This window comes from Flavobacterium sp. UW10123, assembly GCF_040538975.1.
Lineage (GTDB): Bacteria > Bacteroidota > Bacteroidia > Flavobacteriales > Flavobacteriaceae > Flavobacterium.
In genome coordinates, this window is the sequence record NZ_JBEWQE010000002.1 from 222369 (window position 1) to 240175 (window position 17807).

Below are 17807 nucleotides of genomic sequence, written 5' to 3' on the forward strand. Positions count from 1 at the left end.
CTGCTTAAATCATTTTAAATCTGCGTGAAAAAAAAACTTTGCGACTCAGCGACTTTGCGAGATTAAAATAATAATTGTAGACTAAAGAATAAAAAACTTTGTGTCTTAGTGCCTTCATGGCAAAAAACAAAAAATATGACTTACATAGATATCGGAATTAATTTAACAAATAAACAATTCCAAAACGACATAGACGATGTCGTGCAAGACGCGCTCGACGCCGACGTATCGCAAATGATACTCACAGGCACCAGCGTACTAAATAGTGAAGAATCTGCTAAGATTGCGAGGCAGTATCCGGGCGTGTTGTACGCTACGGCAGGAATACACCCGCATGATGCTAAGAGTTTCGATGCGCAGAGTATTTCGAAACTGAAGAAATTATTAGAGATGAAACACGTAGTTTCTGTTGGGGAATGTGGACTCGATTTTGATCGTGATTTTTCGCCCCGAAACAAACAAGAAGAATGTTACAAAGCGCAGTTAGAATTGGCGATTGAAGTACAGAAACCGTTATTTTTGCACGAAAGAAGCGCTTTTAGTTCTTTTATGAATATTACCAAAGACTATTTGCCACAATTGCCAAAAGCCGTTGTGCATTGTTTTACAGGAACTTTGCAGGAGGCCAAAACCTATCTCGATAATGGATTTTATCTGGGTTTCACGGGAGCAATTTCAGATGCCAAACGTTTCAGCCATTTAAAAGAAGTCATTCAGTACGTACCGCTCGACCGATTGATGATTGAAACCGATGCGCCGTTTATGCTTCCTAAAAATGTCCCGAACAGCCTCTTGAAGAAATACCACGAACGCCGTTGCGAACCTGCTTTTCTGCCGTATGTTGCCGGAACAATTGCACAGTTTAAAGGAATTACTTTGGCTAAAGTGGCGGAGGAAACGACTCGGAATTCTAAAAGCTTTTTTGGGATTTAGATTTTAATTTGTAAAAATTATTTGTTGGCTTTTAAATCAGGGGTATGTACTTGGTTTGAGGGCTTTTTGTTTGTATATATTTGGCTCAAATAAAAATTTAAATGCATTAGAGGTAAAAATGAAATGATTTGAGATGAATTTACTTTTTTTTAATTTTTATAATATTTAAATATAAAACATATTTTTGTACTAATACCATTTATAATTTATGTCAGATAAAACTTTGTCTTATACAGAATTTAGAAAAGCAGCAATTAGAAATATTAATGTTTGTGAGATTTTGCTAAAAACCTATGAAACAGAAAAATTAGTTAATCAAAAACAAATTCTATATAAAACTTTTTATTTAGGGGGATATGTGATAGAATTTCTTTATAAGTTTTCTCTTTTTAGTCATTTAAGTTTAGATTCTAATGAAAATGTATATAATTATGGAGATTTAGATTTCCAAAAAAAATGGAAGGTTCATAATTTTGACCAACTTAATATTTTGTGTCAAAATGAAGGTTTAACTTTCTCTACTGATATACCATATTTTGGAACCACTTCATTAGACAAAAAAGTTATTAAACTTTTCGACTCATGGGATGTACAAATTCGATATAGTTTAAATTTAAGTAAAAAAGGAATAAAACAAATTGATTTAGAGTATAATGAAATAACGAAATATATAGAAACAATTAAAGATATTAATAAAAAAATAACCTCAAGATTCTCATGATACTTATATTAGATATTTTCAATGAAATTATAAAAAAATTAAAGTTATTGAAAGAAAGGAAAGACATTGAAAAGTACTTTATACAGTTAAGTCAAACTAATACTATCCAAGTCGTAATTGTTACAGAAAACAATATTAACAAAGATGACTTGTCAAAATTCGATATTAAATTCACTAAGCTAAAACCGAGTGAACTGGAAGAAGATGAATATTTTTTAGATTTATTTCAAGAAAAAGATGAATTAATATATTACAAAAATTCTAGAAGAAAACTTACGAATTTACTAAATGCAGAAAGTGATTATATAAGTAAAACGCCCATTATAGGTTATTACAGTTATAAAGGAGGAATGGGAAGATCTACTCATTTAGCTATAACTGCTACCCATTTAGCTAGAAAATACAATAAAAAAATAATAATACTAGATTGTGATTTTGAAGCACCAGGATTTTCGAATTTTTTTTTAGAGAATCCAGCAGCCCCAAGATATCAAAACGGTTTGATTGAATATTTTTTTGATGTTGAAGTTGATGATGAAATTAATTTAGATAACTATTCATGGGAAGTATCGCAAAGTTTTTCAAAAGATGGTGAAATTAGAATATTCCCTGCAGGTAATCTGAATATAGAGAATGTTGATAATTTGATATTTGAAAATCATTTAACTCATTATTTGGAAGGATTATCAAGGTTAGATTTTTCTTCAAAAGATAATATAATTAATAAATTTAAAACTTTAATTGAAAAAATTGAAAATACATATAAACCAGATGCCATATTTATAGATAGTAGAACTGGATTTACAGATATGTTTGGGATTGTTGGATTAAAACTAGCATCTCATGTTGTGGGTTTTTTTAGTAATAGCGTTCAAAATTTGCCTGGAATCTATCAGTTTATTGATAGTATTAAATCTATTCCAGAAAAAAGAAGTGAATTTAGAGCCTTAATTGTAAATTCTTTTTCTGATATAGATTTTTTTGAAGATGAATTTAAAGATAAAGTAAATGATTATATTAATGTGACATCTGATGATGAATTAGATGATTCATTGTTTACGCCAGATTTGTTTTTCTTTAACTACGATGTTGCAATAGCAGAAATAGGTACGAGTAGGGAAAAAAGAAGAAATTGGATTGATTCATTAGATAATAATCGTTTCAACAGAGGTTACGGAGATGTTTCCGATAGATTGAATGATCTAATGAAAGAGTATAGAAAAGATACTAATACTCCAGAAACTGTTATTAAAAGTTATCAAGTTAATAATAAAAGCGTTGAAGTTACAGAGTTGTCTTATTCTCCACATGAAGAAATTCAGAAAGAAATTCTTAGTGCATTAGATAATAATTGGCCTAATTTATACGGAGATAGTGATTCATTGAATTTTGATATAGAGCTTGAAAGTGGAAAATTTTTCTATCGAGATTCAATGAAAGATCTTTTCAATTTTGATAAATTCTTGATTTTAGGGAATAAAGGCACTGGGAAGTCATATTTATTTCAAGCATTAAAAAATAAAACTATCGTAGCTGAATTGCAAAAAATAGCTCAAAAACCAGCCTTAAAAATTCAATTTCTTCATTTGGTAGATAAAAAAACAAAGTATTTTATAAATACCGATGGATTTGAATCTTTTTCAAATGAAATAGATTCAATTGGTGATTTTTATGCAAAGTTTTGGAAGGTATATTCATGGAAAGCAATAGTGACTAAAATTGCTGAATTAAATATAACTTTTGAGTCTAGAATTAGTTCAAATTTTAGTATTGAAAATGATACTGCAAACATTAAGAAAATAGTAAACTTCATATCAAAAATTGATAATGTTATTGATGTGGAGGAAGAGTTAAAAGAATTAGATAAAACGCTTAACTCAAAAGAAATTAATTTGATAGTAATTTACGATAATTTAGATTTAATGGTTCAACCATTAAAATGGGTTGATCAGATAGCTCCTTTAATTAATTTCTGGAACTATTCAAATTATAAAAGAATTCATTCGAAACTATTCTTAAGATCTGATTTATTTAAGAAAATAAGAGGACTTAATAATAGTCAAGAATTAATTAATAAGAGTATTTCAATTGAATGGACTAAGGAAGAAATTTTTAATTACTTTTTTAATTTAGTTAAATTATATGCAAAAGAGAATTTTATTTTAGCAACTAATAAGTTTGATTTTAAATCCATAAGTAATGATGACATTGGCTGGATAGGAAAATTTACTAAAAACTTTCAAAATGAAAAACAAAGTAACCAAGAGGAATATATTTTAAGGAGGTTATGCTGGGTTTTTTTCGGACAGTATCCTGATTTTAAAGCTCACGGAGATTCTTATGATTGGCTTTATAAAAATGTAATGAATGCAGACGAAACTATTAGTTTACGACCTTTTATTGACTTATTAAAACTGTCCATTGAGGGGTATAAATTAGATCGTAATAATAGTGATTTTACTCCAATTTTGCCGAGTAAATATTATACTGAGAAAAGTGTGAGGAGAAAAGCGGTGGATAATCACTTTAATGATTTAATTAAGGAAAAAGGTAATGAAAATCTAGAAATTATTTTTGATTATATCGATAATAATCATCAATACAGATATTATGAGTCTTTACAAAAGGATTTTTACGAACTTCTTTTAGACGTTAAAAATGCGTATGCTCTGAATGAAAGCATAAAAGAGCTTGAAGAGTTACTAATAATAAATGGTATAATAAGGAAAAGACCAGTTGGAGGTAATACTAAATATTCTTTTGCGTTTCTTTACAAGTACCGATTAGGTTTAGGGAATAGGAGAAAAAGTAAAAAACGTTACTAAACCCCTTCCATTGTTTTAATAACTTTTGAACATTAGAAAGTAATGTTTTTTTACTATTTCCATAAATTAGGGATTCTAAAAAAAAAGTAAGTTATTTCTTTCTTTTTTAAAATAAAAGTATATCTTTGCGATGCAAAACAATCAAAGGAGAAATCCTTAAAACTTTTTTAAGTTAACATAAACGAATACCTCGTCATGGTGAAGGAACAGGAAACTGTCCTAAATCATTCCTTTGAATGTTTTGCACACCTAAAGCGGGGTATTCGCGCATCTAAAATTTTCTATTATGCAAAAAGAAAATCAAAAACCAACACATCGTGATGTAGTGCCATCCGTAATTAATTTCCTTTCAGACGAATTGTTTGAGGGAGATTACAAAGAACAGCCCCTGTATTTGCAGGAAATCTTCGAGCTATTAATGCATACAGAGTTTGGCGACGATATCAATTTAAGGCAAAAAATACTGAGCTGTTTAAGAACCAGCCGTAATCTGGCAGAAACCTTATCGCCATTTTCAGAGAAACAGATTTATAAGGCTTGTACTAGCAATCGTAAATTATCTCAATAAAAATTCAAATCCCGACAATAACCAATTGTCGGGATTTTTTGTTATAAAAAATATATTTTTACTATATTTTGTTAAATTATGGTAAAATATAGTACATTTGTATCTATAATTAATAATAGAAAAAATACATATGAAATTTTCATCAAGCCAATTTTTTGAACCTTTAGCAGGAGATTTTCCAGCTAATAGCTCAGGATGCGTATGTATTTTTATGAAATTATGATCTAGAATTTAGAGTCAAACTCATCATAAAATAGAAAAGCGTCCTCATTTTAGGACGCTTTTTTTGTTTTAAAGCCTTTCGATTTTGCTTAAAAAGCACTTCGACTTTGCTCAGTGTGACAAAAGAGAACAATAAAAATGATAAAGAAAACAAACCAGAACTAAAAAAACTAAAAAAATATTTAACCAAAATGTTTAATGATTAATAAAAATAGAAAGATATAGTCTTGGAAAGTAATCTGATGAGTAACAGTCATTTGATACAAAAGTAAGATCTGCACCAGTTTGCGGACAGGAATTTCTTTGTCTAAATTTTCGGTATAACTAATTGATAGTCAGAAAATTATTCTTAAAAAATATTTGGAAATATGAATTTTTCCATCATATCTTTGCCAAACAAATTTGAAACAAAGCGTTTCAGAAAACAACAACAACAACAATTATAAAAAATAAATAAAATGAGTTTTAAATTATACATACACAACCCAGGATTAGTAGCCGCGACTTCGTTTCGTGAATGCTTTTACATGTCGGTGCATCAATATAGGCAATAGGATAGTTATATCGTATTTGTTATGAAGCACCTTTAATTGGGTGCTTTTTTTTGTGACTATTTGTTAGCCACAAAGACACAAAGGCGCTAAGATTTAAGAAAAGATAAAAAAGAAAAACTTTGTGTCTTAGCGCCTTAGCGGAAAGAGAAAGAAATGCGCAAAATAACTGCGCAGAACAATCGTAATATTTGTTCATTAAAGAATAAAAATGAAGTAAAAAATAGGAACCGTTAGTAGCAAGTGCTAACAGTTTAAGTTTAACAATAAAAAATTTAAGGATGAATCAAGAAATAGGATTTACGTCGGACCATAGTTGTCAAACAGATAAACTCGAGACAAGTGAACTGTCGTTTGCCTCAATTAAAAAGAAAGATTTGGAACTGATTAACCTATGGAAGGAGAAGGTGAATTTTAGGGAAATTATATATATCATATAGAGATTTTTCTCTGGTAAAGCAAGGGTGCTTTTAAACTTTTGTGATATTGGATTTCCCAGAAAACCTTCAATTTCCTGAGATTCCCAAGAATTGCAAAAAAAAAAAAATACCATGCAAAACAATACACTAGAAAAATACAAAAAAGCAATTAGAAAAAAATACGAGATAGAAAAAGAAGGTAAATACTTTGATTATTTGTACAAACCTTCTCGTGGAAAACTTCGTGATTTGTGCTGGTTGATTTTCGAAAACAACCCAACAAAAGAAGACTTGAACGTTTTCTGTAATCTATTGGGTTTAGATTTCGATCACAGTAAAAAGAATAAGTTTAAGGAGAAAAAAGATAAGTTCAGACCTATCGAAACTTTCTTCAAAGGAGAAACAGATCCGTCAAACATTGATGCTATCAACATGGCTGCAATTTTGGTTGATTTTGAACCTCGTCCTTTCAAAAAGTTCTACGAAATGTCTAAAAGTGAAGAAATAAAACCAGTTAAACGGATTGAGAAAGCTAAAGCAGTTTTTGAAAAGAAGAAATCTGCTAAAAAGGAAAAGCCTGAAAAAAAGTCTAAGAAAAGAAGTTTCTTTCTAGATTTTAAAAGCATGTTTTTCTAGGGAGTTGCCACTAAGGCGCTAAGACACAAAGTTTTTTTAGCCACAGATTATAAAGATTAAAAGGATTAAAAATCTGCTCCAATCTGTTAGATCTGCGTGAAACAAATCTGAGCACTCTTAGCGGTTAAAAAAAACAATTATTTAAAAATTTAAAAAATGAAAACAACAGATAAAATTATTATTATCGATTTAGAAGCCACATGTTGGCAAGGCGCAGTCCCGAGCGGACAGCAAAATGAAATTATTGAAATAGGTTTAGCAGTTTTAGATATTGAAACGGGCTATATCTCAAAGAACATTGGTATTTTAATCAAACCGCAACGTTCAAGCGTGAGTCCGTTTTGTACTGAACTGACGACTATTACTCAGGATTTACTCGATAAAAATGGAGTTTCTTTTGAAGACGCCGTAGATTTGTTAGTCGACGAATATAATCCAGATTTGTACACTTGGGCAAGTTACGGGCAATATGATTTGAATATCCTGACAAAACAATGCAAATCGTTTGGCATTCGATATCCCATGGGAGAGGAGCATATCAATGTAAAAGAGCATTTTGCTGAAAAGTTTGGCTTAAAGAGGTCTACAGGAATGAATGGCGCTCTGCAATTACTAAATATTCCATTAGAAGGAACACATCATCGCGGAATTGACGATGCTAAAAACATCGCTAAGATTTTGCATTGGTGCCTGAAAAACTAGAATGGTTTAAATCCACTCTCCAGTTGCATTATAATCATCTGGAAGATAAGTGAGATATTGAACCATTCGCGGTTTTTCACCTTTATTTGGTGTCGCACAATGCGGAAGTGCCTGATGCCAAATGATAAAATCTCCAGCATCTCCTACAATTGGTTTTGCTTTTAGAGTCTGCAGCGCTTTTGTTCTTGCATCTTCATGAGGTTCTACTTCGTCCAGCCACTGATCGATTTGGTTATGAAACCCAGGAACGCAATGAAAAGCACCATCATTTGGTCCACAGTCGGTTAAATAAAGTAAACCCTGAAGGCCAAAAGTCAAAGGCTTTTTCAAACTCATATCCCAATGAAGCGGACTTCCCAGAAAACTAAAATTCTCTGTTTCTGGCGGATTAAAACTTACCTTGTCAATCGTTTTGTAAATTTTGGTGGTTTTGTAAAGCTGTTCGTACGCTTTTTTTACCCTTGGAGAAAAACGGTTCTTATTTAAAGTTTCATGATCAGAAAAACTAAGCATAAGCCCTTTTTGATTTTCATGCCTTTTGTACCAGCTTTCCTTTTTGTTGGGATCCATTTTAAGATATTCCCAAATGGCTTTTTGAGTGTCTTTGCAGTCTTCTTTTGAGATAGCATTTTTAACGATTACATAGCCATTTTGGTTCCAGTATTCTAAATCTTCTTCAGATAAAACATCTTCGGTTAAATCTTCCGGTTCAAGTGTTACATCATGTTTTCGGTTGTTTATCCAGTCTTTGAAAGATTCATAATCTGGTTTTTCAAAATATAAAAATCGCAAAGCATCTTCCATAGCAATACCCAACTGATAGAGTGTTTTAAGTTCATTGTCCCAGTTAGTTTGATTTAGATCAGCATTTTGAGGAGCGACAGTACGTTTCCAAAGTTGTTCAAGGGTATTCCAGGGCATAGCTTTTCTGTTGTAGAAGATAAAGCTAAAATACGGCATTTATGGTTTAATGTTCAAAGTAAAAATACCTGTTTTTTGATACTAAAAAAGGCTGTCTTAATTAAGACAGCCTTTTCGTTTTTGGTTATATTATTCTGATTTATTAATTGTTCCCGTAGATTTTAGCGTAAAGGTCTTTATAAATTTCTTTAATAATTTTACGTTTCAATTTTAGAGTTGGAGTAAGCTGACCGCCATCAATAGACCAAACATCTGGAGTAAGTTCAAAACGTTTAACTTGTTCCCAGTGTCCGAATTTTTTATTGATGCCTTCAACTTCTTCATCGATACGCTTAATAACGTCTGGATTAGCGCTTATTTCTGCATCAGAACTTCCTAAAGTAACTTTATGGATTTTTGCCCATTCTTTTACAAATTCGAAGTTTGGCTGAATGAAAGCTCCAGGCATTTTTTCGCCTTCGCCAATAACCATAATCTGCTCAATAAAACGAGATTGTTTCATAGCATTTTCGATCATTTGCGGAGCAATATATTTACCGCCAGAAGTTTTGAACATTTCTTTTTTACGATCTGTAATTTTTAAGAAACCTTCACTGTCAATTTCTCCGATATCTCCAGTATGGAAATAACCATCAATTACAGCTTCCGCAGTTTTCTCAGGATCTTTATAGTAGCCTAACATTACGTTTGGTCCTTTTAACAGAATTTCTCCGTCTTCGGCAATTTTTACTTCTACATTACGAATTGGTTTTCCAACAGTTCCAATTTTAAAGCCTTTGTTTCTTTGGTCGTTTACAGCAATTACTGGAGAAGTTTCAGTTAATCCGTAACCTTCCATAACCGGAATTTCTGCAGCAGCAAAAACTCTTGTTAAACGTGGCTGTAAAGCGGCACTTCCAGAAACCATTAAATCTAAATTTCCGCCCAAACCTTCTTTCCATTTGCTGAAAATAAGTTTGCGTGCGATTTTCAATTGAAATTCATACCAAGCACCATTTGCTCCGTATGGTTCATATCTTAAACCTAAATCAATAGCCCAGAAAAATAATTTTTTCTTAATACCTGTTAATTCAGCTCCTTTTGCATAAATTTTATCGTAAACTTTTTCTAAAAGTCTTGGAACAGCCGTAATTACAGTTGGACGAACTTCTTTTAAGTTATCACTGATTTTGTCAATAGATTCTCCAAAATAAACAGATACACCATAATATTGATAGATGTACAAAATCATTCTTTCAAAAATATGGCAGATAGGTAAGAAGCTTAATGCAGTGCTTTTTCCTGGATCAAACGGAATTCTTGGTGAGCTGTCTAAAACATTCGACACAATATTTTTGTGCGAAAGCATAACTCCTTTTGGTCTTCCTGTTGTACCAGAAGTATAAATGATTGTCGCTAAATCATCTGTGTGAATGCTGTCTTTTCTAGCTTCAACTTCGTTTTGATTGCTATTGTCTTCGCCTAAGATCAATAAATCTGACCAATGTTTGCATCCTGAAATTTCATTAAAAGAATAAACCTCTTTTAAAGAAGGCACATTGGCTTTAATAGCATTTACTTTCTGCAAAACCTCTTCATCAGAAACAAAGCAATAAATACTGCCGCTGTGGTTTAAAATATATTCGTAATCTTCTTCTGCAATTGTTGGATAAATAGGGACATTCTGTGCGCCAGTCTGCAAAATACCAATATCCATGATATTCCATTCGGTACGGTTGTTTGAGCTTATTAAAGCAATTTTATCATCTTTCTGAACGCCCATACGCAATAATGCTCTCGAAATAGCATTTGCTTTTGCAATATATTCTTCACTGGATGTTTTTTCCCAGACTCCATTTTTTTTGGTTGCAAGAGCAACTGGAAGGTTGTAAGTTTCTTGTTGATAATAGGGAAAATCAAAAAGGCGTGTGATTGAAACCATGTTTAATATATTGAATTTTATCGCAAATTAAATAAAATTTGGGTATGATTTTTTATTTAATGAAATTTTATGGGAAAATTTATAGAGACTATTAAAAATCAACGAAAACGTTTTCTTTTTTGCGGTGAAATTTCCTAAAAATCAAGAAAAATTTAATTTGGACACTTTTTTTAATGCTTATTGTACGTTGTAATCTACATATTCTTTTACTCTTTCTCCCATCAAAAACATTTTTTTCTTGGTAAAATGAATAGAAAATTGAGAGTAGTACCATTCTTCACTATCATTTGGTCTGTACCAGAAAGTATAAGAGGCACTATTGTAGCCTTCTTTAAAAATAGGAGTGCCTTCTTCGGTGCATTCAATTCCCCAATTTATTTTTTGTTTGCTTAAATCTTCAGCCTGAATAAAACCTGTTCCGTCTGGATTTAAAACCGTAATAGGCTCTTTTTGATTTAATGGAGCATAAGTTCCAGGAACTGGATATCCGATTGTAGTGGTAATGTAACGTTCTTTAGAATTGTGAATAATTTGATCTACGTGAACTTGTGAATGCGATGGGGCAGCAGCAAAGAATATGCAGCAAATAAAAAGTAATTTTAAAAATTTCATTCTATGTAGGTTTAAGTGTTTTTGGGCAGAAAAAATCTAATGGCTGATTTTTTGCTGAGCGAATATAATCCATTTTTTTTATAGAATGGAAGCTTAAAAATACAAGAATGAAATTTTTATGTTTTATTTATTTCACCTAAGTTTTTACTCGGTAGAAAACTGATTTTCGAGTAATTTTTCTTTAAAATCAGATCTGAAAGTGTAGGCAAAAGTCACCATCAGCGCACGCGTGTCTGATTTGTTGGTGCGATGATTGCTAAACAAAAGGGTATTGTTTTTATAACCACTTTCTAAAGTGTTGAACATATCTGTTACCACTAATCCTAATCTGGCATTTCCTTTTCCTAATTTCTGTTGAAATCCCATGTCAACATTGTAAACCGGAATCTTTTTTCCTTGTGCTGTTGCAACTGATGAATTGTAGTTTCCAATGATTTGAAGTTTCCCGCCTTTCCACGGAGTAAAATTATTTATGATTTTTCCGTACCAGCTAAATGCATTTTTAACAACATCTTGGGCTTGTTCCAGATTGTCTGCATTGATATTCTGCTCAAACGCGGTTAAACTGATATTGGCATCATAAAAAGAAAATGGCTTAAAAGTAAAAATCGTTTCCAGTCCGTACGTTACCGTGCTTCCTATATTTTGAGGCTGTAATAAAACGACTCCGTTATCTTGCAGGATGGCATATTGTCTAATCGCGTCTTTTGCATTTCTATAAAAAGCATTTGCAGAAAGCGAATAATTGTTCCAATCTTTATTATAATTTAATTCGGCAATATGAATGATTTCGGGTTTCAAATACGGATTTCCTCCATGCGGATTCAATGCATCAGTTATATCGATAAACGGATTTAAATCATCTAAATCAGGGCGATTAATTCGTTTACTGTAACCCAATTTTATAAATTCATCCGACTTTGAGTTTAATTGAATAGATGCAGAAGGGAAAAACTTTATATAATGGTTTGAAAAGCTATCGCTTCCATTTTCTGTTTTTCCGTTATTAGAAACTTGCTCAGCGCGCAATCCTGCATTGTATTTCCATTTCTGATTTTCTTTAGAACCCGAATACGAATTTAAAAGTGCATAGAAAGCATTGATCTGTTCGTTAAAATCAAAAATATTGCTGGCTAATGGATTGATCACATATTCGCCATTGATCATATCGGCACTTTGAAAATCGGAATTAAAGAATCGGAAAGTTCCTTTATATCCTGTTTCTATTATTGATTTTTCAGAAACTGGAAAAGCGTAATTTAAAATAGCATTGGAGATGTTTTCTTTTGAATAATTATGAGTTTGCTGTAAAAATGGATCACCAATTATAGTTTCATTTTCATCGTATTGATTGGTGTCGATATCGGTGTTTTCTCTTCCGAAATTAAATGAAGTTGTAATGCTGGCATTTAAGCTTTTTCTGTCATCAGAAAATTTTCGATCATAATTGAAAGCCATTTCTGCCGCTTTAGCTTTTTGGATTTCCATTGAATGGCGCTGATTTCCAGAAAAAAACTGACCAGAATTATTGAAAATATCCGTTTTTAAAGTCTCATCATTGTCTTTGTTCTCTAGATTTCCGAGCGCTTCAAAAGAAAATGTGTTTTTTTCATTTGGCGAAAAGTCAACATTCAATTTTAAATTCTGCAAACCTTCTGTTCGCTGATCGCTTCTCTGTTGATCAATATAATGTTCGTCTTCAATAAAATAATTAGTTCTTTCTCCTTTTATGCTTTTTGTTCTGCCTGCAAAACGGTTATCATAAGCAACTCCAATATTCCATTTGTCTGTTTTATTGTTTAAAAGTACCGAACTATTCATTCTTCCTTTGGCTCCAAAACCGGCACCGAGAACCGCAGAACCATTTAGACCATTTAGATTATTTTTCTTGAGTTTAATATTGATAATGCCGCTTTCTGCATTAGCATCATATTTTGCTGTTGGACTTGTAATAATTTCTATGCTCTCAATACTGCTCGCTGGAATTTGATTCATATCGTTAATGGCAGAATTTTTTCCATTAATTAATATTAAAGGTGTTTTTCCTCTTAGCGAAATGGCATCATCGGCATCAACAGAAACTGTCGGAATGTTTTTTAGCATATCAATTGCTGTTCCGCCAGATTGCGAAATATTAGAAGCAGCATTAAAAACAAAACCTTCATTTGTTTTCTGGATCTGTTTTTTTTGTGAGTTTACAACAACGGTATTAAGCAGGTTTGCATCCTCTTGTAAAGTAATTGTTCCGAGAGAAATAGCAGTTCCTATATATTTTATTTTTTTAATATTCGTTTTAAAACCGATAAGTTTAAACTGAAGCAGATATTCTCCAGTAGTTACATTTTCTAACGAAAAATTTCCAGAAACATCTGTCACGGTATAATTTATTGTTTTTGTAGAATCGGCAACATTCTTTAAAAGTACATCAACAAATTCTACAGGATTTTTTCCGTCAGTAACGGTTCCGTTTATAGAAGAAGTTTTTTGACTAAATGCAAATTGGCTTGTAAGAAACACTAAAGCGATAAGGACTGTATTTTGGATCATTTTTTTCATGAAACAAAGATATTTATCCGAATGTTTACGCTTGCTTAAGCTGTCTTAAGATACCATTAAATTAATCTTAGAATAGTTTTAAATAGTTTTGTTAGCCACGAATTACACGAATTTCCACGAATGCATTGTGTGTAAAAGTTTGCCACAGATTAAAAGGATTCTCACAGATTATTTTTTGACAATGAAAAAAAATCATTTTAATCCTTATAATCTGTGGCTAAAAAAAATAATTCGTGAAAATTCGTGGCTATAAAAAAAACGCCCGATAAATTCGGGCGCTTTTCATAAAAATATATTTTTAGTTTTTCTCAATCCATTTTCTGGCATTAACAAAAGCTTCGTGCCAAGGCGTAACCTCGTCATTTCTGTCTTTTGGATAATGCGCCCAGTTCCATTGGAAAGTCGAGCGCTCAATATGAGGCATCATAACCAAATGTCTTCCAGTTTTGTCACACATCATAGCAGTGTTGTAATCAGAACCGTTTGGATTTGCAGGATACCCTTCGTATGCATATTTAGAAACAATATTGTATTGATCTTCTGCATAAGGCAATTTGAATTTACCTTCTCCGTGAGAAACCCAAACTCCTAAAGTGCTTCCAGCTAAAGTCGATAACATTACAGAATTGTTTTCCTGAACAGTTACAGAAGTAAAGATACTTTCGTGTTTCTGACTTTCGTTATGGTGCATTTTTCCATGAACTTCATGCTCTGGATTAATCACTTCCAATTCCATAAACAACTGACATCCGTTACAAATTCCAACAGATAAAGTATCTTCTCTTTTGAAGAAATTATCTAAAGCTGTTTTTGCTTTTTCGTTGTATAAGAAAGCTCCAGCCCAACCTTTAGCAGAACCTAAAACGTCAGAGTTAGAGAATCCTCCAACTGCTCCGATGAATTGAATATCTTCTAAAGTTTCACGTCCAGAAATTAAATCGGTCATGTGAACATCTTTTACGTCAAATCCTGCCAAGTACATTGCGTTTGCCATTTCACGCTCAGAATTACTTCCTTTTTCACGGATAATCGCTGCTTTTGGTCTTGGTTTAGAATTGTCGATTTCTGGTTTCTTTCCTGTAAAATGTGTTGGGAAAGTATAATTTAAAACCTGATTTTTATAGTTTTCAAAACGTGCCTGAGCTCTTCCGTTTTTAGATTGTTTTTGATCTAACAAATAAGAAGTTTCGAACCACACATCTCTGTAAGTTGGTATATCTAATTTCCAGTTTCCAACTTCTAAAGATGCTGTAGAAGTTACAGAACCAATTTTGAAGAATTCTATATTATTTGCATTTAATTTAGCTTCAACTGCTGCATCAGATTTAGCTTGGAAAACAATTCCGATGTTTTCCGCGAAAAGGATTTTTAATAAGTCTTTTTCCGCGAAAGCGCTGAAATCAATTTTAGCTCCAAGATTTACATCAGCAAAACACAATTCTAATAAAGTAGTGATTAAACCACCGCTTCCGATATCGTGACCCGCTAAAATTTGGCTTTCGCCGATTAGTTCCTGAATGGTATTAAATGCATTTTTGAAGAAAGCTGAATCTTTAATGGTAGAAGTTTCGTTTCCGATTGTGTTTCTGATTTGTGCAAAAGAAGAACCTCCTAATTTGAAATCATCTTGAGACAAATTGATATAATAGATTGAATCTCCGTTTTTCTGTAAAACTGGTTCAACTACTTTTCTAATATCTGTACAGTTTCCAGCAGCAGAAATAATAACCGTTCCAGGCGCGATTACTTCGTCATTTGGATATTTTTGTTTCATTGAAAGTGAATCTTTTCCTGTCGGAATATTGATTCCCAATTCAATTGCAAATTCTGAACAACCTTCAACAGCAGCGTATAAACGAGCGTCTTCACCTTCGTTTTTACAAGCCCACATCCAGTTTGCAGATAATGAAACTCCTTTTAATTGCTCTTTAATTGGTGCCCAGATAAGATTTGATAACGATTCTGCAATTGCATTTCTAGATCCTGCAACAGGATCGATCAAAGCAGCAATAGGAGCGTGCCCGATAGAAGTTGCAATACCTTCTTTTCCTAAATAATCCAGAGCCATTACCCCAACATTATTTAATGGCAATTGTAAAGGACCTGCATTTTGTTGTTTAGCAACTTTTCCTCCAACGCAACGGTCAACCTTGTTTGTTAACCAGTCTTTTGAAGCAACAGCCTCTAAACGTAAAACGTCTTTTAAGTATGATTCGAAATCTGCAGCATTGTAAGCAACGTCAGCATATTTTCTGTCAACGGTATTGTCAGTCATAACCGTTTTTGGAGAACTTCCGAAGAAATCTTCTAAAGCATAATCCATCGGTTTTGAACCGTTAGTTTTTGATTGGAAAGTAAAACGGTGATCTCCCGTTACATCTCCAACTTCGTACATTGGAGAACGCTCTCTGTCAGCAATTCTTTGCAATGTATCGATATCTTTTTGACCAATAACCAATCCCATTCTTTCTTGAGATTCGTTACCGATAATTTCTTTTGCTGAAAGAGTAGGATCTCCAACTGGTAATTTGTCTAAATTGATCAAACCTCCAGTTTCTTCAACCAATTCAGAAAGACAGTTTAAGTGTCCACCCGCACCATGATCGTGAATAGAAACAATAGGATTATTGTCGCTTTCTACTAAACCACGAATCGCGTTAGCAGCACGTTTTTGCATTTCAGGGTTAGAACGCTGAATCGCATTTAATTCGATTCCAGAACCGAAAGCTCCTGTATCTGCAGAAGAAACCGCAGCACCACCCATTCCGATTCTATAGTTTTCACCTCCAAGAATAACGATTTTATCGCCTTCTTTTGGTTTGTGTTTGATAGATTGATCAAGTTTTCCGTAACCAATTCCACCAGCTTGCATGATTACTTTATCGTAACCAATTTTTCTGTTCTCTTCTTCGTGCTCGAAAGTTAAAACAGAACCCGTAATAAGCGGCTGACCGAATTTATTTCCGAAATCAGAAGCTCCGTTTGAAGCTTTGATTAAAATGTCCATTGGTGTTTGGTATAGCCATTTTCTTTCTTCAACAGCATTTTCCCATTTTCTGTCATCCTGAGCGGAGTCGAAGGACTTTAAACGAGAATATGAAGTCATGTAAACAGCAGTTCCTGCTAATGGTAATGATCCTTGGCCTCCAGCTAAACGGTCACGAATTTCTCCTCCTGATCCTGTTGCAGCACCGTTGAAAGGCTCAACTGTTGTTGGGAAATTGTGTGTTTCTGCTTTTAATGAGATAACAGAATCGAATTCTTTTATTTCGTAAAAATCAGGTTTGTCTGCCGATTTTGGTGCAAACTGCTGCACTTTTGGCCCTTTTACAAAAGCAACGTTGTCTTTGTAAGCAGAAACAATATCGTTAGGATTTTCCTGAGATGTTTTTTTGATTAATTTGAAAAGAGAAGTTTCCTTTTCTTCGCCGTCAATAACAAAAGTTCCGTTGAAGATTTTGTGACGGCAGTGTTCTGAGTTTGCTTGAGAGAAAGCGAAAATCTCAGAATCCGTTAATTTTCTTCCAAGTTTAGTCGAAAGATTGTTTAAGTAATCAACTTCTTCTTCGCTTAAAGCTAAACCTTCTACTTTGTTGTAAGCAGCGATATCATCAATTTCCAGAATCGGTTCCGGCTGAATGTTGATAGTGAAGATTTCCTGATCTAATTCGTTGAATTTTTGAGAAAGCATTGGGTCAAAATCAGTAAAATCTTCCGTTGCTGGATGAAATTCTTCGATTCTGATAATGCCAGAAATTCCCATATTTTGAGTAATTTCTACAGCATTTGTACTCCAAGGTGTAATCATAGTAGCGCGAGGACCAACAAAGAAACCTGTCAATGCAGATTTTTCGATCTTACTTGCGTCGGCAAAAAGCCAGTTTAATTTTGAAATGTCTTGAGCTGAAATTTCGTTTTGCGTTTGTACGGCAAAAACAGTTTTGCTTTGGTTTTCAAAGAAATGGATCATTTGTGTAGTTTGTTGTATTGAGCTGCAAATTTAGTCAATCTAAACCAAAAAAAAAAGCAACGAACAACGCCTTTTTAATTATTTATTTTTGCTTTGTTTTGCCCTAAAAATGCAATTTTTTTGCTGCTGATTATGCTTGAAATTTAACATTTTTTGATTTTCTTTTTTTGCTTGTAAACTGTTGTTATTTTTCAAATTTCAATCGAAAAACACTTCATGAAGAAGTAAGGTATTCTTAAAATTGAATTAC

General features: G+C 32.7%; 11 protein-coding genes. 6 read left to right on the forward strand and 5 right to left on the reverse strand.

What is annotated here, in order from left to right; translation table 11 throughout:
• The first annotated feature begins 135 nt into the window (after positions 1-135).
• The 6 genes from ABXT06_RS03305 to ABXT06_RS03330 all read left to right on the forward strand — a co-directional run bounded on the left by ABXT06_RS03305 (position 136) and on the right by ABXT06_RS03330 (position 7577).
• Positions 136-933: a TatD family hydrolase gene (locus ABXT06_RS03305; RefSeq protein WP_354589459.1), complete on the forward strand. Its 798-nt coding sequence runs from the start codon at positions 136-138 to the stop codon at positions 931-933.
• A gap of 208 nt (positions 934-1141) precedes the next feature.
• A complete protein-coding gene (locus tag ABXT06_RS03310; protein ID WP_354589460.1) occupies positions 1142-1654 on the forward strand; it encodes a hypothetical protein in 513 nt (170 codons plus the stop codon).
• A complete protein-coding gene (locus tag ABXT06_RS03315) occupies positions 1651-4479 on the forward strand; it encodes a KGGVGR-motif variant AAA ATPase (protein ID WP_354589461.1) in 2829 nt (942 codons plus the stop codon). The genes ABXT06_RS03310 and ABXT06_RS03315 overlap by 4 nt, the downstream gene beginning before the upstream one ends.
• Before the next feature lie 286 nt (positions 4480-4765).
• Entirely contained in the window at positions 4766-5047 is a 282-nt protein-coding gene (locus ABXT06_RS03320; RefSeq protein WP_354589462.1) for a hypothetical protein, read from the forward strand.
• A 1324-nt stretch (positions 5048-6371) separates the two neighbouring features.
• The gene (locus ABXT06_RS03325) at positions 6372-6875 is read left to right on the forward strand and encodes a hypothetical protein (protein WP_354589463.1); all 504 of its coding nucleotides are present in this window, start codon (positions 6372-6374) and stop codon (positions 6873-6875) included.
• A gap of 156 nt (positions 6876-7031) precedes the next feature.
• Entirely contained in the window at positions 7032-7577 is a 546-nt protein-coding gene (locus ABXT06_RS03330) for a 3'-5' exonuclease (protein ID WP_354589464.1), read from the forward strand.
• A gap of 6 nt (positions 7578-7583) precedes the next feature.
• Here ABXT06_RS03330 and ABXT06_RS03335 read toward each other — a convergent pair whose 3' ends face one another.
• From ABXT06_RS03335 to purL, 5 genes are all read right to left on the reverse strand, one after another.
• Positions 7584-8498 carry a phytanoyl-CoA dioxygenase family protein gene (locus tag ABXT06_RS03335; protein ID WP_354589465.1) on the reverse strand — a complete coding sequence of 305 codons (915 nt, stop codon included), beginning with the start codon at positions 8496-8498 and terminating at the stop codon, positions 7584-7586.
• A gap of 142 nt (positions 8499-8640) precedes the next feature.
• Positions 8641-10419, reverse strand: coding sequence for an AMP-dependent synthetase/ligase (locus tag ABXT06_RS03340; RefSeq protein WP_354589466.1), 1779 nt, complete (start codon positions 10417-10419; stop codon positions 8641-8643).
• A gap of 177 nt (positions 10420-10596) precedes the next feature.
• A complete protein-coding gene (locus tag ABXT06_RS03345; RefSeq protein WP_354589467.1) occupies positions 10597-11031 on the reverse strand; it encodes a hypothetical protein in 435 nt (144 codons plus the stop codon).
• Between the two features lie 144 nt (positions 11032-11175).
• On the reverse strand, positions 11176-13587 hold the full coding sequence (locus tag ABXT06_RS03350) for a TonB-dependent receptor (RefSeq protein ID WP_354589468.1): 2412 nt from the start codon (positions 13585-13587) through the stop codon (positions 11176-11178).
• Between the two features lie 298 nt (positions 13588-13885).
• The gene (purL, locus tag ABXT06_RS03355; RefSeq protein ID WP_354589469.1) at positions 13886-17557 is read right to left on the reverse strand and encodes a phosphoribosylformylglycinamidine synthase; all 3672 of its coding nucleotides are present in this window, start codon (positions 17555-17557) and stop codon (positions 13886-13888) included.
• Positions 17558-17807: the final 250 nt, after the last annotated feature.